This window comes from Pseudoalteromonas sp. T1lg10 (assembly GCF_002964545.1).
Lineage (GTDB): Bacteria > Pseudomonadota > Gammaproteobacteria > Enterobacterales > Alteromonadaceae > Pseudoalteromonas.
The window spans coordinates 334,519-352,973 of sequence record NZ_PQBV01000018.1 but is presented as its reverse complement, the minus strand read 5'-3'; the positions used below and the strand labels follow the sequence as shown (position 1 = coordinate 352,973).

Sequence of the window (18,455 nt, the reverse complement as noted above, 5' to 3'; positions counted from 1 at the left end):
TTCCTTGCAGCCGTTGGCTTTCCACGCTTTTCATCGTATATTCACTTCTTAGTCTATTTCTCCTCGCCGTTTCCGGAGCGTGAATGTATCTCTTTGAAGGCCTCAAGAAAAAAATATCAGAATACCTAGCCCCCGAAGATGTGGCGCTAGTACAAAAAGCCTACGTCGTGGCCAGAGAAGCGCACGAAGGGCAATTTCGCTCAAGCGGCGAACCTTATATCACCCACCCCGTTGAAGTAACGCAAATCCTCGCCAACATGAAGTTGGATCATGAAACCCTGATGGCGGCTTTAATGCACGATGTCATCGAGGATACGGATTTTTCCCAACAGGACCTGGCGGGGATCTTCGGTGAAACCGTCGCCGATCTGGTCGAAGGGGTGAGTAAGCTCGACAAGCTAGGCTTTAAAGACAAAAGAGAATTCCAGGCGGAAAACTACCGCAAAATGATCATGGCGATGACCCAGGATATTCGCGTTATCCTGATCAAGCTGGCGGACCGCACCCATAATATGCGCACCCTAGGTGCCCTGCGTCCGGATAAGCGCCGCCGTATTGCCCGTGAAACCTTGGATATCTTTGCCCCCATCGCCAATCGCCTGGGTATCCACGATATTAAAAACGAACTTGAAGACTTAGGTTTTCAAGCTCTCTACCCGATGCGCTACCGCGCTTTAAAGTCGGAAGTAGCCAAGGCCCGCGGCAACCGTAAGGAAGTGATCACCAACATTCAAGGCGAGATAGAATCGCGCCTCAGCGAATGGGGTATTCACGCCCAAGTATCGGGCCGGGAAAAACACCTCTACAGCATCTACCGCAAAATGCTCAACAAGGAGCTGATGTTCAACGAAGTCATGGACATCTATGCATTTCGCATCGTGGTCGACAACATGGATACCTGTTATCGGGTACTTGGTGTGGCTCATAATCTGTATAAGCCCATTGAAACCCGCTTTAAAGACTATATTGCGGTGCCCAAAACTAATGGTTATCAATCCCTGCACACCTCGCTGGTCGGCCCGCACGGTATTCCCGTAGAGATTCAAATCCGCACCCTGGACATGGATCATATGGCCGACAAAGGGGTCGCGGCCCACTGGATGTATAAGAAAACCGGGGAGAACTCTGGTCATACGGCACAACAAAGGGCGCGCCAATGGATGCAAAGCCTGCTAGAGCTACAACAAAGTGCCGGCTCCTCGTTCGAATTTGTGGAAAACGTAAAAACCGATCTCTTCCCGGAAGAGATTTACGTGTTCACCCCGGATGGCCGCATCGTCGAGCTGCCCATGGGCGCCACCGCGGTGGACTTTGCCTATGCGGTGCACACAGATGTGGGGAATACCTGTGTCGGGGCGCGAGTCAATCGCAAACCGCATCCGCTGAGCAAGGCGCTGGATACCGGGCAAACAGTGGAAGTGATCACCAGCTCAGGGGCGCATCCAAATGCCACCTGGCTGAACTTTATCGTCACCGCCAAGGCGCGTTTGTGCGTGCGTAACTATCTGAAAAATCAGCGTCACGAAGAAGCCTTGCAACTGGGTCGCCGACTACTGGACTCGGCCCTTGGCGAGTATTCACTCGACAGCATCAGCAGCGAAACCATAAACCGGGTGCTCGAAGAGCATCAGGTCAATTCGATGTTGGAGCTGATGGTGGAAATCGGCTGCGGCAATATTATGAGCGTCTTGGTTGCCAAGCGCCTACTGCAGAGCGATGAAGCCGATTTAGATAAACTCGCCACCTCGACCAAGGCGGCGATCATAGGTACCGAAGGCATGTTGGTGAATTACTCCAAATGCTGCCGTCCGGTGCCCGGAGATGATATCGTTGCGTACGTTAGTCAAGGTAAAGGCCTGACCGTACACCGCCAGGAATGTAAAAATATTCGTGGCTGGCGCAACGAGTTATCAAAGTATTTCGTGGTGAAGTGGGAAGACAATTCGGAAAAAGAATATATCGCCACGCTGCGGGTGGAAATTATCAACCACCAGGGTGCCTTGGCTAAGCTCACCAGCTTAGTGGCCTCTACCGGAGCGAATATTGTCGAACTACAAACCGATGAAAAAGAAAGTAACCTCTACGTAATAGACCTCGGCGTGACGGTGAAAGACCGTATTCACGTCGCCAATATTATGCGTCGCATTCGGGTAATGCCGGATGTGCAAAAGGTTTATAGAAAAAAATAAAGGAAAATCATGAACAAAATCATTATCTCTACCGAAAATGCCCCTTCGGCTATCGGTACTTATAACCAAGCCGTAAAAGTAGGCACTGCCGTTTATCTATCGGGCCAGATTCCACTAGTGCCAAGCACTATGGAAATGGTATCGGACGACTTTGCCGAGCAAACGCATCAGGTATTTAAAAACCTAATCGCCGTATGTGAGGCCGCCGGTGGTGAACTACAGGACATGGTTAAGGTAAATATCTTTTTGACCGACCTAAGCAACTTTGCCGTCGTTAATGAGATCATGAGCCAATACTTCCGAACTCCTTACCCAGCTCGCGCTGCTATCGGCGTAAAAGAGCTACCTAAGGGCTCACAGGTTGAAATTGACGGCATTATGGAATTACCGTCAACCAACTAAGTACTTTAGGCCATGGGGAAACTCATGGCCGCCTCTGCTGCACCTTCAATCTCCTGATAAACCTCTTCCAGTAAGACCTTGAAATCGGCGTACCTATATCCACCTTATATCTTGTAAATCACCAAGGGGAATAAAGGTTAAAGCCAGCGCCTGAGCTGACACCGGCAGTTTCTCGTTACAGTAAAGCTTCGCGTTGCTTCACTTCTTCTGACCAGACACCAACTTGCACCTGACCTATATGGCTTTTTTGTAACAGCAGCATGGCCAGTCGCGATTGGCCTATGCCACCGCCTATGGTTTGCGGTAACTCCTTCGCCAGTAGCGCCCGATGCCAAGGCATAGCACTTTTATGGCTTTGCCCGCTGAGCTCAAGCTGAGTCAACAAGGACTCAGGACAAACACGAATTCCCATGGATGAAATCTCAAAGGCATCTTCAAGCACCTTGTTCCATACCAGGATGTCACCGTTTAGGCCAGGTAGCCCTTCCTCTGCGGTGGTTGACCAATCATCATAATCCGGTGCTCGCACATCATGGCGCAAACCATCGGCCAGCTTACCGCCGATACCAATTAAGAACACCGCACCTAAGCGCTTACAAATGGCACGCTCACGTTCTTTAGCGCTAAGATCAGGGTATTGCTGACGGAGCTTTTCCGCATGCACAAAGTGGATCTGCTCTGGCAACTGCGGCTCAATGCCAAACTCACGGGCAACATATTCTTCGGTGGCCTTAAGGGCACAGTAGATGCTGATCACAGTTTCTTTTAGTGAAGCCAGGCTGCGCTCGGTGCGCTCGCAAATCACCTTTTCCCAATCCCATTGATCTACATACACTGAGTGAATCGGACTTAGTCTTTCCTCATCCGGACGCAGCGCCTTCATATGAGTATAGATACCGGTGCCAACGCTAAAGCCATAGTCACCTAAGGTTTTGCGTTTCCACTTAGCTAAGGAATGCACTACTTCATAGCTTTGCTGTGGCAGGCTTTTCACCTGCACAGATACCGCTTTTTCATGGCCGCTTAGTTCATCCTGCAGACCATCGCCGACCTGGGCCAAAATAGGCGCCTGTACTTCGACTAGGTTTAAGGCCGTAGCCAGTTGCTGTGAAAAAATCTGTTTTACGGCACTAATTCTTTGTTGATGTTGAATAAATTCTTGGCTCATGGCTCTCATTCCCATTGCTGCTGATTGCTTCGTTATGAAAAACAATACCGCAACCAAATAAACATTCAACACCATCTAAAAGAAATAGCTTTACTTAAAAATAAAAATCAATTTAACTTGAAAATATTAGATTTCATTTAATTTAAGGCCTGTTTCACCATGACAAATTATCGATTCGATAATCTCGACAGATCCATACTCGGTGCCCTAATGACCAATGCCCGCACTCCTTATGCTGAATTGGCAAAACAATGCGGTGTGAGTGCCGGCACCATACATGTGCGTATAGAAAAGATGCGTCAGGCCGGGGTGATCACAGGCACTCAGGTCAGCGTTGATGCTAAACGACTGGGCTATGATGTCTGCTGTTTTATCGGCATAAATCTCAATAACGCCCGCGATTATCCACAGACTCTGGAGCGCTTGCGCGAGCTTGACGAAGTGGTCGAGGCCTATTACACCACGGGCAACTACAGCATTTTTATTAAGGTGATGACCCGTTCTATCGAGCACCTGCAAGACGTGCTGATCAACAAGATCCAGGCCATTGAGGCGATTCAGTCCACAGAAACCCTGATCTCCTTACAAAACCCTATTAATCGCAACGTTGCCCCTTAAGCGGGGTGCCGCTGGATTGCACTTGCCTGATTAGCGTATAATCCCGGCACTTTTTTATTGCAGTCGAATTGGGCCATGACCAACAAGCGTTACCACCGAGTAAAACAGGTTTTAGACAGACGACAAACCGACCTCACAGTATGTTTAGACGAGGTACATAAGCACCACAATCTTTCCGCTATAGTGCGCACCGCCGATGCCGTGGGTTGTCATAATGTCCACGCGGTCTGGCCAAAAGAGCAACGTCGTCTCACCAATAACACCTCGGGCGGCAGTAAAAACTGGGTGGAAACCCATATGCACGACGATATCGACACCGCGGTGGCAAAAATCCGCGAGCAGATCCCAGGCGTGCAGTTGCTGGCCACCAACCTCAGTGATGATGCCGTCGACTACCGCGATATCGATTACACCCAGCCCACCGCGTTTATCGTTGGTCAGGAACGCGATGGTATTTCCGATAAGGCCCTGGCCCATGCGGATAAACACATAGTGATCCCCATGCGCGGCATGGTGCAATCCCTGAATGTGTCGGTCGCCGCCGCATTGATCTTGTATGAAGCCCAGCGTCAGCGCGAAGCCAAAAACTGCTACGAGCGCGATATGCTCGACTCGGGCATTAAACACAGATTATTGTTTGAAGGCTGCCACCCCATCATAGCCCAGCAGTGTAAAGAAAAAGGCCTGCCCTACCCGGCGCTGGACGACGAGGGCGAAATCATTGCCGATGAGACCTTCTGGAATACTTTACGTTACAAGCGAAAAGGTTAACTACTTGAAAGGCAGCCCCTTGGATCAGTACACTTAGAGTATTACCGATTCAAGGACGCGCCCATTGTCGAGCCTCAACACTTACCCGATCACCGAACTTAAGGGCGTGGGCCCGAAAATGGCCGAGCGCCTAAATAGGCTCGGCATCAAAACCGTGCAGGACCTGCTACTGCATCTGCCGCTGCGCTATGAGGACAGAACCCGAGTAGTAGCCATTAATCAGCTACTGCCGCACACCCATGTCTGCATTGAGGCGACCATAGAAAACGCCAGCATCACCTTTGGCCGTCGGCGCATGTTGCTCTGTCAGCTCAACGATGGCACCGGACGCATTACCCTGCGCTTTTTCAACTTCTCTGCGGCACAAAAGAATGCCATGCAAACGGGTAAGGTAATGCGTTGTTTTGGCGAGGTGCGCCGTGGTAAGGCGGGGCTGGAAATGGCCCACCCGGAATACAGCATCAGCGACAGCGCTCAATCCTTACCGACCCAAACTCACCTCAGTGCCATTTACCCAACTACGGAAGGGCTTAAACAGTTATCCCTGCGCAACCTGGTGGAGCAAGCCTTGCAGGTATTGGCCCGCTCGCCCATTGAAGAATTACTCCCAGAGCAATACCGCCCCGCCGGATGGGCATTGAACGATGCAGTGCGTTATTTGCATGAGCCTCCCATAGACGCAAATATGCAGGCACTGGAGCTAGGCACTCACCCGGCGCAGCAGCGCCTCGCCTTTGAAGAATTGCTGGCCCATAACCTAAGCCTATTGGCGTTAAGACAAAAAGCACAGGCGCATAAAGCGGTCACCCTGGCGCCGACTCATGCGTTGGAGCAAGCCTTCTTAGCATCTCTGGGCTTTGCTCCTACCGGTGCCCAACAAAGGGTAGTGGCGGAGATCAAAACCGATTTGCAGCAGCCCTACCCCATGATGCGCCTGGTGCAAGGCGATGTAGGCTCAGGTAAAACCCTGGTAGCGGCCCTGTCCGCCTTATGCGCCATTGCCGCCGGATATCAGGTGGCCCTTATGGCCCCGACCGAGATCCTCGCCGAGCAACATGCCCTCAATTTTGAGCGCTGGTTTAGCGAGCTGGGCCTGACAGTCACCCTGCTTGGCGGCAAAACCAAGGGTAAGGCGCGGGAGCAAATCCTCGGGGACATCGCCAGTGGTCAGGCGCAAATGATCATCGGCACCCATGCCCTGTTTCAAGAGCAGGTGCAATTTAACAACCTGGCGCTGATTATTATCGATGAGCAACACAGGTTTGGCGTACATCAACGCCTGGCGCTGCGAGAAAAAGGCAAATTTGGCGACTGTTACCCGCACCAACTGGTAATGACCGCCACCCCCATCCCGCGTACCTTGGCGATGACAGCCTATGCCGACCTGGAAACCTCCATTATTGACGAGCTGCCCCCGGGACGCACACCTGTGACCACAGTCGCTGTGCCCGACAGTCGCCGTGACCATGTGATCGAGCGGGTGCGCCATGCGGTGCAAGAGCACGGCCGCCAGGTGTATTGGGTGTGCACCCTGATTGAAGAATCCGATGCCTTGCAATGCCAAGCCGCACAACTCAGTGCTGAAGAGCTGAGCGAGCGCCTGCCGCAATTGCGCATTGGCCTGGTGCATGGGCGTTTAAAGGCGGATGAAAAGCAAGACATTATGGCGCGTTTTAAAAACGGCGAGCTGGATGTACTGGTAGCCACCACGGTTATCGAAGTGGGTGTTGATGTGCCCAACGCCAGCCTGATCATCATAGAAAACCCGGAACGTTTAGGCTTGGCTCAACTGCATCAGCTGCGTGGTCGGGTCGGCCGCGGTGCCGCCGCTTCTCATTGTTTGCTGCTCTATCATGCGCCCCTGTCTCACACGGCGCAACAACGCCTGGGAGTGCTGCGTGATAGCAACGACGGTTTTGTCATTGCCGAGCGCGACCTTGAAATTCGTGGCCCCGGGGAGGTGTTGGGCACCAAGCAAACCGGCATGACCAACTTTAAAATTGCCGATTTAGAGCGCGATAAGGCCCTCATTGGGCAATTACGTCCCCTGGCCAAGCGCCTGCTGCATGAGCACCCGCAAGCCGCCATGGCATTAAGCCAGCGTTGGCTCGCCGGCCGTTCCAGCTACGCCCAGGCATAAAAAAGCCCCGGCAACCAAGGTTGTCGGGGCTTATCAATTTTAAGTCCGGCTTAGAACTTGTATTCGATACCTAGGCCTAGGTAATCTTCATCGTTTTCCGCCGCATCGTCTTCAAACTTAGTGTAGAAACCGAATAGCTTAGTGTTTTTGTTGAACTTGTAGTCCACACCCGCAGTGATACCATTGCGATCTAGACCATCGAAGTCCATCGTTTGGTACTGAGCTTTAAGCACAGTTTTATCGATTGCGTAAGACGCGCTAACTAGGAAACCATCCGCGTCTTCACCGCCTTCGGCTGGCTCTTGAGTCTGGTACATAGCACCTAGTTTAAAACCAGCTAGCTTAGTTTGTACCGTAGCACGAACAATGTCGTAGCCTTTAACGTCGCTGTCGGCAGCAACAGAGGCAAACAACTTGGTTTCTTTAAGACCTTGGTCACCGTATGTAAGGGCTACAGAGTAACCGTCATCGGCATCAACATCGTCTTCAGCGATGTAGCTGGCGATTAGCTTAACGCCACCATAGCTGTTTGAAGTATAAGTAACTGAGTTACCTAGACGGTTTTCACCTTTAAAGATGTTTTTGATATCGCCTTCAAGGTCGCTGAACAGGTCAACTTTACCTTGAGATTGCTTAAGCGCCGTGTCGTTACGACCAACAACTACCTGACCGAAGTTACCTTTTAAACCAACATATTGGTTACGAGCAGTAATGTTGTCATCGTCGCCTTTAGAGTCGGCGTCAGAAACATCTACCTGAAATTCAAACTTATAAACTACATCTAGGCCATCGCTTAGGTTTTCAGTACCTTTGAAGCCTAGGCGTGACGCATTACTTTTGATTTCAGTGAATGAACCTTCACCTTCGTCAGAAGACTGCATTGTTACATTGGCTTTACCGTAGATATTTACGTCGGCAAGCGCGTTGAATGATAGGCCAGATAGTACCGCTACTACTAAAGCAGAAGGAGCAAATCGCATAGTTGTTTCCTCAATTAAAAAATCGCAACAAGTGTTTCAATGCGTGCAGTCTGCCAGCGGTAAATTACAAAAATATGACAGATGCAACTTAATGTTCAATAAACCGTCACCGGTATGAAACCAAAGCGTCATGCTTTTGTCTTAAATCACTTTTTTAGGTGACTTCTTCGCCCAGCAATTGTAGTTGCAACTGCAATTTTTCAATCAGATCTTTTTGTTCATTATCTTTATGGAAGGCAACGAAAATATCCCGTGAGGTTTGCGGTACTCCCTCTACTAAAAATAACTCGCCAGAGTCCAGATACTGCTGCGCCTGCACCCGGGGCACAAAGGCACTACCGCCACAACGCAGTATTAGCTCCAGGGCGATACGCCCGGTACTGGTACGAAAATAGGGTGGTGCCGAGTTAGCAAAGTTGCGGGCATGCCATAGGGAAAAGGCCGTCCCCCAATCAACAAACACATACTGGTTATTGAAAAACGTCTCGGCGGTGGCTTCCGGATAGCTCGACAGCGGAATAATATCCAGAGTGCAAATGGGCTCCACCACCAATTCATCAACCTTAGGCAGATCAAACAGTACTGCCAGATCCAAGGTACGTTCCAGCAGTAGTCGCGTGCTTTCCTGTTGGTTTTTCACCTCAGCCACCAGGGAGATCCCCGGCATGGCCGAGACCACATGGGCTATACCGAATTGCAAAAACGCATCCCAGATATTAGCGGTGCCGCTGAGCGCCAATTGACGGCGCATATTATCGGCCAGGGCCACATCCAGCTTTGCCCGCTGCACCCCAGTGACAATCAATTTGGCATGGGGCAATAGGCGCTCCCCAGGCGGTGTCAGCTGAATATTATTACGCTGGCGTAAGAACAGGTTGACCCCTAGGCTTTGTTCCAGTTGGCGAATGCGAAAGCTAACCGCAGATTGGGTAATGTAGAGATTTTCCGCGGCCCGGCCAAAATGGCGGGTGCGCGCTACTTCGATAAAGGTTTTAAGTAAATCGATATCCACTCGTTTTTATCCTCACGATAAAAATTTTTTGTTTAATAAAACCAAGCTTCTGTACCATACTCCAGCCGAAATCTCTTGTAAAAAGGAGTCTGCTATGACGGCCAATCAACTTGTCGAGTTACGCAAAGCGTTTCCATGTGATCATAAATTTTATAACGACGAAAAGTTTCCTCGTGGCTTTAGTCGCAGTGGTAACTTCACCTTGCTCGAGTCAGAAATCCTCGAACAGCATGGTCGTTTATTAAAAGCGTTGCAAGAAAAAACCGTAGAACCCAGCAACGACACCCAAGCACACTTCGTCGCGGCCACGACTGGGTTATCGACCCCAATCAACCCGATTGAAAATGCCTGGATTAAATACCTTAAACTCACCACCAGCAAGGCCAGATTCTTTACCTTGTTTGGTCGCAAGCGCAGCTACGATGCGCCTGAAGTGGAAGTTGAAACCGATGCAGATGACCTGGATTAATTCCAGGTTTTTTTTGCTCGGAAATTACACTTGAGAGCGGGTTTTGTCTGCTAAGGCAGCGCTTGCTCTCGCCCACACTGCCTGGAACACAACTAAACTGCTGGCATTTATACGGCCAGGCGACGGCGGCCAAAGCGCCAGGAGTCATAGCTAAAGATAACCAGAGCCACCCAGATACAGGCAAAGGTGATCATCCTCTGTACATCGAATACTTCTCCATAAAACAACACCGCCAGCATAAACATCAGGCTCGGACCTATATATTGGAAAAAGCCTATGGTGGTGTATTGCAAGCGCTTAGCGGCGGCGGTAAAGCACAATAAAGGCAAGGTGGTTACCACACCGGCACTGATCAACAGCAGATTAAGCTGCCAGCTGTTGCTGGTCAGATCCGAGCTTGCGGTGGGGGTCATTAAATACCAATAGATCAGTGCCGCCGGCAATAAAATCAGTGCTTCTAATAACAAACCGGGTAAGGACTCCACCGGCATTTTCTTACGGATCAAACCATAAATAGCAAAAGAGCCGGCCAAAGCAAAGGCCACCACGGGGAAGGAGCCGAAACTCAACACCTGGATCAGCACCCCGGTGACCGCCAGGGCCACGGCGGCTAATTGCCAGCGGCGCAAGCGTTCACCCAAAAAGGTCACCCCAAGTAACACATTGAGTAGAGGATTAATGTAGTAGCCCAGACTGGCATCGAGCATATGATCATTATTCACCGCCCAAATAAACAGCCACCAGTTGAAACCCAATAAAGACGCACTCAGCAACAACATACTCAGGTATTTGGGCTTAGCTATAATGGCCTGCACCTTATGCCATTGCTTTGCCAGCGCGACGATCACCAGCAGAAATAACACTGACCAAATGATGCGGTGCACTAGGATTTCCAGCGCCGGCACCTGCAACAGTTGCTTAAAGTAAACCGGGGCGAAACCCCACATAACAAAGGCTAATGCGGCAAAGAGCATGCCCTTTTTTTGCTCTGGATGGGACGACATAAGGGAACCATACTGACTAAAAAGCGTATTTTACGCGCGCACTTGGCGCAGAGCCAGCACTATCCGACTAAATAAGTACCTGTGCCATAAGCGATTTGCACTCCCAGTTCATTATGCAGCTCCATACGGCACACGCACACCTTATTACCGGAGCGGATCAACACGGCACTGGCGCTAAAACGCTCGCCCTTGCCGGGGCGTAAATAGTCGCTGCGCAAGTCTATGGTGCCCAAGGTAGCCAACCTGCTTTTCAAACTGGTCAGCGGCTCACCATCGAGCTTATCCACCACGGAAGCCGCCGCCAAAATTCCCCCTACCGTATCTAACAAAGAGGAGATCACCCCACCGTGTAAAATTCGTTGCTGGGGGTTGCCGATTAAATCATCCCGCCAGGGCATATGAACGCGCGCCGACTCGCCATCGAGATGAGTTATCTCTATACCCAACAACTGACTAAAGGGCATTTGCACAAAAAGCTGGGCTAACTGCTCATAGGCAAAGGATTTATCCATGGCATTCTCTAACTTGATAAAACTGGTAAGATGAGTTCATCCTAGCGCGAGATTAGTTTTTAAGCAAAGTTCTCGCCTTTAATGCTGCGGCTACAGACAAGGTCAATAAAACGCTCTAAAATAGCCCGCTATGAGCACTGTATCCGCATTATTCAACGAGCCAACACCAGAGCAAATACTGCAACAGGTCTTTGGTTATAGCCAGTTTCGCGACGGTCAACAGCAGGTGATAAACGCCGTGCTGGCGGCCCAGGACGCGCTCGTTTTGATGCCTACCGGCGGTGGCAAATCCCTTTGTTATCAGGTGCCGGCCATGTTATTGCCCGGGCTCACTCTGGTGATTTCCCCCTTGATTTCACTGATGCAGGATCAGGTCACTCAGCTTAATGCCCAAGGCGTTAAGGCCGCCTTTATTAATAACTCCCTGAGTCGTGAAGAGCAGCAACTGGTTTATCAGCAGCTCCATGATGGCAAGCTAAAGCTCTTGTATGTGGCCCCGGAAAAGGCGCTGCAATATGAGTTCCTCGAGCGCCTGAGTTATTTGCATTTAAGTTTAATTGCCGTCGATGAGGCTCACTGCGTTTCTCATTGGGGACACGATTTCCGCCCCCATTATTTCCGTTTAAGCGAGTTAAAGCAGCGCTTTGCCCAGGTGCCCATGATGGCACTGACGGCCACCGCCGACAGCGCCACACGCGTGGACATAGTCAATCAGCTTGGGCTGATCTCCCCCTATATCCATATCGGTAGTTTCGACCGGCCCAATATTCGCTACACCCTGGAAGAAAAATTTAAGCCCTTTGCCCAGTTGCTGCGTTATCTGCGCACCCAAAGCGGACAGAGCGGCATCATCTATTGCACCAGCCGCAAACGAGTCGATGACCTGGCACAAAAGTTGAGCGAGTCCGGACTGAACGTCGCCGGCTACCACGCGGGCATGAGCAACGAGTCCCGCCATTTTGTCCATAACGCCTTTGCCAAGGATGATATTCAAATCGTGGTCGCCACGGTTGCCTTCGGCATGGGCATCAATAAACTCAATGTGCGCTTTGTGGTGCATTACGATATCCCCAAAAATATCGAGTCTTACTACCAGGAAACCGGCCGTGCCGGGCGTGACGGGTTGGCCGCCGAGGCCATTATGTATTTCGATCCTGCCGATGTGCCCAGGGTAAGACGCTTTTTTGAAGATATCGAAGACGAGCAAAGACGCCGGGTTGAAGAGCAGCGCTTTAATGCCATGGCCAGCTTTGCCCAAGCGCAAACCTGCCGCCGGCAAATCCTGCTTAACTACTTTAGTGAATATCAGCGCGAAGCCTGTGGCAACTGCGATATTTGCCTTAACCCGCCACAACGTTTTGATGGCACCTTAGTAGCGCAGCAGGCGCTTTCTTGTGTCTATCGGGCCGGTCAGAGATTTGGTTTGGGTTATATCGTTGAATTACTGCGTGGCGCCAATACCCAGCGTATTCGCGATTTAAACCACCATACCCTGAGCACCTATGGCATAGGCAAGGATCACAGCAGCGAATACTGGCTCAGTATCCTGCGCCAACTAGTGCATCAGGGCTTGCTCCATCAGGATATCAGCCAGGGCTCGATCTTATGCCTGACCGAGGCGGCGCGCCCGGTACTCAAGGGCGAGTACCAACTGCAACTGGCCGAGCCACGGCTGCAGGCCCAGCACGTATCTCAGGATAAGCTGGCACAGTTTAACTACGACAAGAAGCTGTTCGCCAAATTGCGCGCCTTGCGTAAACAACTTGCCGATGAAGACGATGTGCCGCCCTATGTGGTCTTTACCGATAAGACATTGGCGGAGATGGCACAATCTATGCCCACCAATGACACCGAGTTTTTAAAGGTTTCCGGAGTCGGCTTTAGCAAGTTAACTAAATATGGTGGCGCCTTTATGACACTGATCCGCAATTACTTATCGGCGGAATAGTCTGCTTGTTGAGCACCGTCAGCATAGGGCTGACCATAAAACCTGGCCAGTTTATCAATTTGCTGCTCGGTTAAGGATGCGGCAATGGCCGACATCAGGGCATGACGGCGCTTACGCGCACGGTAATCGAGTAACTGCTGGCGCAAATAGGCAACATGTTGGCCTTTTAAATGCGGCGTGTCGGCACTGCGGGCAATACCATCAAGACCGTGACAGCTCTGACAGCGAGCCGCCAAAGGCTCGGCATTAACTTCAAAAGCCAGCAATAAAATCAAGATGAAGTAACTATATTTCATAGGGTCTGTTTATCTTTGCGGTTTACTTTATGTTCAATCTAAACGCATTCTGATCACGACGCTCGTTATGCTGCATAGTCATTTTATGTACATAGCGAGCAACACAGAGCAGGATGCGTTTAGATGAACCCATAGGGCAGCGCTTGTAGCGCGTTTCTACTGTGTTGTTATATGTTAATGTACGCCTACATGGATGTAGGCGGTAGAGCGACGCAGGAGCCAAAGCCGAGAATAAACACCACACATGTGCCGCCTTGTATAAATACACTACAAACCGCTGCAGAAACAAACAACAGAGGTCAACAGACCCTATACATAGAGAGTAAAAAAGTGACCACTCTAAGTCTAGACCGAGATCATCAGGTAATCATCATTAATCCAGATATCATGCCAGAAGCGGATGAGTTCGACTTTTGGGGCCATATTTTTCTGCATCAGGATGAAATTAGCATCGGCGAATTTTCCCAGGGCGCCGACCGCCATATGCTGCGCTTTCATTACCGCAATTGCCCTTTTGAGCTGCACTTTGAGTATTATGGCGATAATCTGTGGATCGCTGCCAGTGGCGCACAGTCCGAGCTACTTCTGGAAAATTTAACGGATTATTTGAGCGCAAGTTAACGCTTTGTGCAGTAGACTGAAATGACGGAAGCTAAAAAAATAGTGAGTTAGATGAAACGGCTGGCGGTGATTTTAGGGATCTTAGTGGCGGCGCAAGGACAGGCTCTGGCACAGTGTAAAAGTGAACATCTAGCACCCGATTCAGAGCAATTGCTATCGCGACAACTTGCAGATAAACAACCATTACCCGATGCCGATGGCAAACGCCAAATCGGCAGCATTCGCTTTATCCAAAACAATATCTTCGATACCAAGCTGCCAAGCGAAGACAATTGGCTGTTTCACCTAGCCAACAAGATGCACATTATGACCGAGCCGCAGGTGTTGAAAAACATTCTGCTGCTCAGTGAAGGCGACCTCTATACTCCCGAACTATTGCGTGAATCCGAGCGTCTGCTGCGCCAACAAGGCTATTTATACGACGCTCAGATCAGCGCTACCGAACGCTGTGAAAAATATGTGGATGTGGTGATCACCACCCGCGAGCTTTGGACTCTTCTGCCGGAGATCAGCTTCAGCCGCAGCGGCGGCGAAAACCGCTCCACCTTTGGGTTTCGCGACAGCAACTTTTTAGGCTGGGGTAAACGCCTGTCTTTGGTGCGCACCAATGATGATGAACGCAGCGGCTACGAATTTACCTATGCCGACCCCAATATTTTCGGCAGCCGTTACCAGGGCCGCCTCGAATATGCCGATAACAGCGACGGCGAACGCCATTGGCTGGCCCTGAGTTATCCCTTCTATTCATTAGATACTCCTTACAGCTACGGCTTTGCCAACGGCAGCAATAAACGCGATGAAAAGCTCTACGACAAGGGCGAAACGATCAGCGAATTTTCTCAGGAAACCAGTAGCAACGAGGTGTTTTTTGGCCTCGCGCGACGCCCGGCAGAGCACTGGACTCAGCGCATACGCTTTGGCTACCGTTACCATAAAGAGCGCTTTTACGAGCTTGCCCAAACCTATGTGCCCATCGCCACGGAGCGCACACTTTCTTACCCCTATATCGACATTAGCTGGTTCGAAGATGACTTTGTTAAGGTGCATAATATCGACACCATAAGCCGCACCGAAGACTTGAATCTGGGTTGGCAGATCCATACCCAATTCGGCTACTCGCCCAGCACCTTCAGCGACGATGCCAGTCGTTATGTACTTAAACTCAATGTGCGCCGCAGCCACTATATCAGCCAGCAAAGCTTATGGCGCTGGTCGCTCGGCCTTGATGGCAGCATCCGCGAGCGAGATTTTGATGCCGAGAACCTCTTCTTCGGCGCTCAGGCCGAATACCTCTTTAACAGTGACGATGCTCAGTCCTGGTATGTGAAGGCGCAGGTGGATGCCGCCGAAGGACTGACCGCGGATCAACAACTTGCCCTTGGCGGAGAAACCGGCCTGCGTGGCTATCCGCATCATTATGATCTCGGTGACCGGCGCGCCCTTTTTAGTGTTGAAAAACGCTATTACTGGCAATATAACCTTTGGCAGTTATTTAGCGTTGGTGGCGCCCTCTTTTACGATGCCGGTCAGGCCTGGTTTCATGACAAGCAGGAAAACGCCCATTTTCGCCATAATTTTGGCTTCGGCTTACGCCTGGCTCCGAGCCGTGCCAATGCCGGCGCGGTGATCCATCTGGATGTCGCCCGCCCCATCAACCGCAGCGACGATGTCGACCCGCTGCAGTGGCTGGTGAGTGTGAAAAAAACCTTCTAACACACTTTGTTGCTTCAATATTCCATGCTATATAGCTGCTTTTAATGCTTCCTTTATTTTGTAGGAAAAAACGGTGTCGCTACTGGAATTAGTCAGCCAAAACTATAAATGGATTATCACCTTGGGAGTGCTATTGCTCTTCCCTCTGCTGGTGCGCTTACAGCAAAAAATATTCGATGGAGCCATTAAGGGGCGCGTCGACCCACACCGCAAACAACGGGCGCAATTGCTGCTTAAGGTATTACTGGCCATAGTGCTGAGCTGTGTGCTGCTGGTGTTTTGGGGCATAGAACTGCGCGGCCTGCTGGTGTTGGGTTCAAGCCTGTTTGCCATGCTTGGCGTGGCCCTGTTTGCCGGCTGGTCACTGCTTTCCAACCTGACCTCATTCTTATTGATGTTTGCACAAAACGACTACCGCATCGGCTACTGGGTCAAGGTGATCGATGGCGCCAATTTTGTCGAGGGGCGTATTGTTGAAATGGGGCTGATGAATGTGGTGCTTGAGCATGTCGATGGTCATAGGGTGCTCTACCCCAACAACCTCTTTGTTACCCGTCCGGTGATGGTGCTCAACAAGGCTCCACTCAAAGCCAAGCCGATACGCAAAATACTTGGCCCGAAAAAATAAAAAATAAGCGCCTAAAGGCGCTTATTTTTATCAGTTATTGAGCTCGGCTGTTTTCAGCTCATCTTCCATATCGCTGATCTCATCGATAAACGTTTCCAATTGCTGCTCAACAATGGCGTTAGCATGGGCAAAATAAGCCAGATGGAATACCGCATCGCCCTCATTGACCAGCGGCAAGGTTTGCTGACCAATCACAATCCCACTGCGCGGTGCAACCACGGCGCACTCGGTATCACCAAGCGGGCTGTTGATATAGGCCAAAACCTGACCCTGACGCACCCGCTCACCGAGCGATACCTGAGCACGAATAATGCCGTCGGTTTCGGCACGGATCCAACTGGTGGCCGAGGCAATCACCGGCTCTGCCTGTTTACGTACCCGCTTGCCGCGCATCATACGCAGCTTACGCATGACGTTTTCCACCCCTTGCACGCCAGCGGCAATAGCAATAGGGTCAAAGCGCAGCGCCTCACCGGCTTCATAGGTGATCACTGGAATACCACGGGCCGCCGCTTCGGAGCGCAGTGAACCGTTGCGCAAGGAGGCATTGATCACCGCCGGAGTACCAAAAGCATTGGCTATTTTAGCGGTTTCATCATTGCTCAAGTCGGCACGAATTTGCGGTAAATTAGTGCGGTGCAGAGCACCTGTGTGCAAATCAATAATATGACTGCAGTGCACCGCCACCTCGTTAAAAAAGGTGTTGGCCATGCGCCCGGCCACAGAGCCACGAATCGAGCCGGGGAAACTGCGGTTTAAATCACGACGATCCGGTAAATAGCGCGACTTGTGAATAAAGCCGAACACATTAACTACGGGCACGGCAATCAAGGTGCCACGCAGCTTGGCGACATCCACCTTGGCCAGGGTTTGCCGCACTATTTCCACCCCGTTAAGCTCATCGCCATGAATGGCGGCACAAATTAACAAGGTCGGCCCAGGCTCAACGCCGTTGACCACTTCTAAATTAATGGTCAGGGGTGAGTGGGTGTACAACTTGGCCGCTTCGAGTTCAAAGACGCGGCGCTCTCCGGGAGCAACCTGCTCCCCTAATAAAGTAAATGGCGGATTTTTCTTAGCCCTTGCCACGGGTTCTAGTCCTCTTTGCTTTCGCGTTCTTTTCAATAAATTGAATGATCATGCTGGCAATGTCTTTACCTGTCGCCACTTCAATACCTTCTAAGCCAGGTGAAGAGTTTACTTCCATCACCAAGGGGCCGCGCTCCGAGCGTAGCAGGTCAACACCGGCCACATTCAAGCCCATGGCCTTGGCCGCCGCCACCGCGGTTTTACGCTCTTCCGGAGTAATGCGAACCAGGCTGGCACTGCCGCCGCGGTGCAGGTTAGAGCGGAATTCACCCTCTTGGGCCTGACGCTTCATCGCCGCAATAACGCGATCGCCAATAACGAAACAACGAATATCTGCGCCGCCGGCTTCTTTAATGTATTCCTGTACCATGATGTTGGCTTTAAGACCCATAAAGGCCTCAATTACGCTTTCCGCCGCCTTGCGCGTTTCCGCAAGTACCACGCCAATACCCTGGGTGCCTTCAAGCAGCTTGATCACCACGGGTGCGCCGCCAACCATTTCCAATAAGTCTTTTACGTCATCGGGTTTTGATGCAAACCCGGTTACCGGCATACCGATCCCTTTGCGCGACAATAATTGCAAAGAGCGCAGCTTATCGCGCGAGCGAGAAATGGCGACCGATTCATTAACCGGATACACGCCCATCATTTCAAACTGGCGTAATACCGAGCAACCATAAAAGGTTACCGAGGCGCCGATACGCGGAATAATGGCGTTAAAACCTTCAAGTTTTTCACCCTTGAAGTGAATTTCCGGCTCCTGTGAATTGATGTTCATATAACAACGCAGCGCATCCAACACTTGCACCTCATGACCACGCTTTTCAGCCGCTTCAATAAGGCGGCGAGTGGAGTAGAGGTTTTTGTTGCGCGATAAAATACCAATTTTCATAGT

General features: G+C 50.9%; 18 protein-coding genes. 10 read left to right on the top strand and 8 right to left on the bottom strand.

The window, feature by feature from the left end; all coding sequences use genetic code 11:
* The first annotated feature begins 83 nt into the window (after positions 1-83).
* Both spoT and C2M17_RS07870 read left to right on the top strand, forming a co-directional pair.
* Positions 84-2,189, top strand: a complete 2,106-nt coding sequence (spoT, locus tag C2M17_RS07875) for a bifunctional GTP diphosphokinase/guanosine-3',5'-bis pyrophosphate 3'-pyrophosphohydrolase (RefSeq protein ID WP_105200275.1) — start codon at positions 84-86, stop codon at positions 2,187-2,189.
* A gap of 9 nt (positions 2,190-2,198) precedes the next feature.
* Positions 2,199-2,591: a RidA family protein gene (locus C2M17_RS07870; protein ID WP_105200274.1), complete on the top strand. Its 393-nt coding sequence runs from the start codon at positions 2,199-2,201 to the stop codon at positions 2,589-2,591.
* 175 nt (positions 2,592-2,766) lie between these two features.
* On the opposite strand, the gene asnA is transcribed toward C2M17_RS07870, so the two are convergent.
* Positions 2,767-3,759 (bottom strand): aspartate--ammonia ligase, encoded by a 993-nt coding sequence (asnA, locus tag C2M17_RS07865; RefSeq protein WP_105200273.1) that lies wholly within the window; start codon positions 3,757-3,759, stop codon positions 2,767-2,769.
* A 159-nt stretch (positions 3,760-3,918) separates the two neighbouring features.
* On the opposite strand from asnA, the gene asnC reads away from it, so the two are divergent.
* The 3 genes from asnC (at position 3,919) to recG (ending at position 7,288) form a co-directional block, all read left to right on the top strand.
* The gene (asnC, locus tag C2M17_RS07860) at positions 3,919-4,377 is read left to right on the top strand and encodes a transcriptional regulator AsnC (protein ID WP_105200272.1); all 459 of its coding nucleotides are present in this window, start codon (positions 3,919-3,921) and stop codon (positions 4,375-4,377) included.
* A gap of 75 nt (positions 4,378-4,452) precedes the next feature.
* Positions 4,453-5,148 (top strand): tRNA (guanosine(18)-2'-O)-methyltransferase TrmH, encoded by a 696-nt coding sequence (gene trmH / locus C2M17_RS07855; RefSeq protein WP_105200271.1) that lies wholly within the window; start codon positions 4,453-4,455, stop codon positions 5,146-5,148.
* 64 nt (positions 5,149-5,212) lie between these two features.
* Complete coding sequence (recG, locus tag C2M17_RS07850) at positions 5,213-7,288, top strand: ATP-dependent DNA helicase RecG (protein WP_105200270.1); 2,076 nt, start codon at positions 5,213-5,215, stop codon at positions 7,286-7,288.
* Positions 7,289-7,338: 50 nt separating this feature from the next.
* Here recG and C2M17_RS07845 read toward each other — a convergent pair whose 3' ends face one another.
* Positions 7,339-8,268 (bottom strand): porin, encoded by a 930-nt coding sequence (locus C2M17_RS07845; protein WP_105200269.1) that lies wholly within the window; start codon positions 8,266-8,268, stop codon positions 7,339-7,341.
* A gap of 154 nt (positions 8,269-8,422) precedes the next feature.
* Entirely contained in the window at positions 8,423-9,280 is an 858-nt protein-coding gene (locus tag C2M17_RS07840; protein WP_105200268.1) for a LysR family transcriptional regulator, read from the bottom strand.
* A gap of 94 nt (positions 9,281-9,374) precedes the next feature.
* Here C2M17_RS07840 and maoP point away from each other — a divergent pair, with 94 nt between their 5' ends.
* Positions 9,375-9,749 carry a DUF413 domain-containing protein gene (gene maoP / locus C2M17_RS07835; protein WP_105200267.1) on the top strand — a complete coding sequence of 125 codons (375 nt, stop codon included), beginning with the start codon at positions 9,375-9,377 and terminating at the stop codon, positions 9,747-9,749.
* Between the two features lie 107 nt (positions 9,750-9,856).
* Here the strand turns inward: maoP and rarD are convergent, their stop codons facing one another.
* Together rarD and C2M17_RS07825 are read right to left on the bottom strand one after the other, a co-directional pair.
* The gene (gene rarD, locus C2M17_RS07830) at positions 9,857-10,753 is read right to left on the bottom strand and encodes an EamA family transporter RarD (RefSeq protein WP_105200266.1); all 897 of its coding nucleotides are present in this window, start codon (positions 10,751-10,753) and stop codon (positions 9,857-9,859) included.
* 59 nt (positions 10,754-10,812) lie between these two features.
* Positions 10,813-11,265, bottom strand: coding sequence for a thioesterase family protein (locus C2M17_RS07825; RefSeq protein WP_105200265.1), 453 nt, complete (start codon positions 11,263-11,265; stop codon positions 10,813-10,815).
* Positions 11,266-11,395: 130 nt separating this feature from the next.
* On the opposite strand from C2M17_RS07825, the gene recQ reads away from it, so the two are divergent.
* A complete protein-coding gene (recQ, locus tag C2M17_RS07820; RefSeq protein ID WP_105200264.1) occupies positions 11,396-13,213 on the top strand; it encodes a DNA helicase RecQ in 1,818 nt (605 codons plus the stop codon).
* Here the strand turns inward: recQ and C2M17_RS07815 are convergent.
* Entirely contained in the window at positions 13,195-13,509 is a 315-nt protein-coding gene (locus C2M17_RS07815) for a c-type cytochrome (RefSeq protein ID WP_105200263.1), read from the bottom strand. The genes recQ and C2M17_RS07815 overlap by 19 nt on opposite strands.
* Positions 13,510-13,839: 330 nt before the next feature.
* On the opposite strand from C2M17_RS07815, the gene C2M17_RS07810 reads away from it, so the two are divergent.
* The 3 genes from C2M17_RS07810 to C2M17_RS07800 all read left to right on the top strand — a co-directional run bounded on the left by C2M17_RS07810 (position 13,840) and on the right by C2M17_RS07800 (position 16,471).
* Positions 13,840-14,130 (top strand): DUF3630 family protein, encoded by a 291-nt coding sequence (locus C2M17_RS07810; protein WP_105200262.1) that lies wholly within the window; start codon positions 13,840-13,842, stop codon positions 14,128-14,130.
* Between the two features lie 51 nt (positions 14,131-14,181).
* On the top strand, positions 14,182-15,843 hold the full coding sequence (locus C2M17_RS07805) for a POTRA domain-containing protein (protein ID WP_105200261.1): 1,662 nt from the start codon (positions 14,182-14,184) through the stop codon (positions 15,841-15,843).
* 73 nt (positions 15,844-15,916) lie between these two features.
* Entirely contained in the window at positions 15,917-16,471 is a 555-nt protein-coding gene (locus C2M17_RS07800) for a mechanosensitive ion channel domain-containing protein (RefSeq protein ID WP_105200260.1), read from the top strand.
* Between the two features lie 30 nt (positions 16,472-16,501).
* Here C2M17_RS07800 and C2M17_RS07795 read toward each other — a convergent pair whose 3' ends face one another.
* Together C2M17_RS07795 and rimK are read right to left on the bottom strand one after the other, a co-directional pair.
* Positions 16,502-17,560, bottom strand: a complete 1,059-nt coding sequence (locus C2M17_RS07795) for a succinylglutamate desuccinylase/aspartoacylase family protein (RefSeq protein WP_105200259.1) — start codon at positions 17,558-17,560, stop codon at positions 16,502-16,504.
* The gene (gene rimK, locus C2M17_RS07790) at positions 17,547-18,452 is read right to left on the bottom strand and encodes a 30S ribosomal protein S6--L-glutamate ligase (RefSeq protein WP_105200258.1); all 906 of its coding nucleotides are present in this window, start codon (positions 18,450-18,452) and stop codon (positions 17,547-17,549) included. The genes C2M17_RS07795 and rimK overlap by 14 nt, the downstream gene beginning before the upstream one ends.
* Positions 18,453-18,455 lie beyond the last annotated feature (3 nt).

Coding starts and splice junctions, on each gene's coding strand:
- rimK (WP_105200258.1), bottom strand. CDS start 18,452: ATGAAAATTGGTATTTTATCGCGCAACAAAAACCTCTACTCCACTCGC.
- asnC (WP_105200272.1), top strand. CDS start 3,919: ATGACAAATTATCGATTCGATAATCTCGACAGATCCATACTCGGTGCC.
- C2M17_RS07805 (WP_105200261.1), top strand. CDS start 14,182: ATGAAACGGCTGGCGGTGATTTTAGGGATCTTAGTGGCGGCGCAAGGA.
- C2M17_RS07825 (WP_105200265.1), bottom strand. CDS start 11,265: ATGGATAAATCCTTTGCCTATGAGCAGTTAGCCCAGCTTTTTGTGCAA.
- trmH (WP_105200271.1), top strand. CDS start 4,453: ATGACCAACAAGCGTTACCACCGAGTAAAACAGGTTTTAGACAGACGA.
- C2M17_RS07815 (WP_105200263.1), bottom strand. CDS start 13,509: ATGAAATATAGTTACTTCATCTTGATTTTATTGCTGGCTTTTGAAGTT.
- recQ (WP_105200264.1), top strand. CDS start 11,396: ATGAGCACTGTATCCGCATTATTCAACGAGCCAACACCAGAGCAAATA.
- C2M17_RS07870 (WP_105200274.1), top strand. CDS start 2,199: ATGAACAAAATCATTATCTCTACCGAAAATGCCCCTTCGGCTATCGGT.
- maoP (WP_105200267.1), top strand. CDS start 9,375: ATGACGGCCAATCAACTTGTCGAGTTACGCAAAGCGTTTCCATGTGAT.
- spoT (WP_105200275.1), top strand. CDS start 84: ATGTATCTCTTTGAAGGCCTCAAGAAAAAAATATCAGAATACCTAGCC.
- asnA (WP_105200273.1), bottom strand. CDS start 3,759: ATGAGCCAAGAATTTATTCAACATCAACAAAGAATTAGTGCCGTAAAA.
- rarD (WP_105200266.1), bottom strand. CDS start 10,753: ATGTCGTCCCATCCAGAGCAAAAAAAGGGCATGCTCTTTGCCGCATTA.
- C2M17_RS07845 (WP_105200269.1), bottom strand. CDS start 8,268: ATGCGATTTGCTCCTTCTGCTTTAGTAGTAGCGGTACTATCTGGCCTA.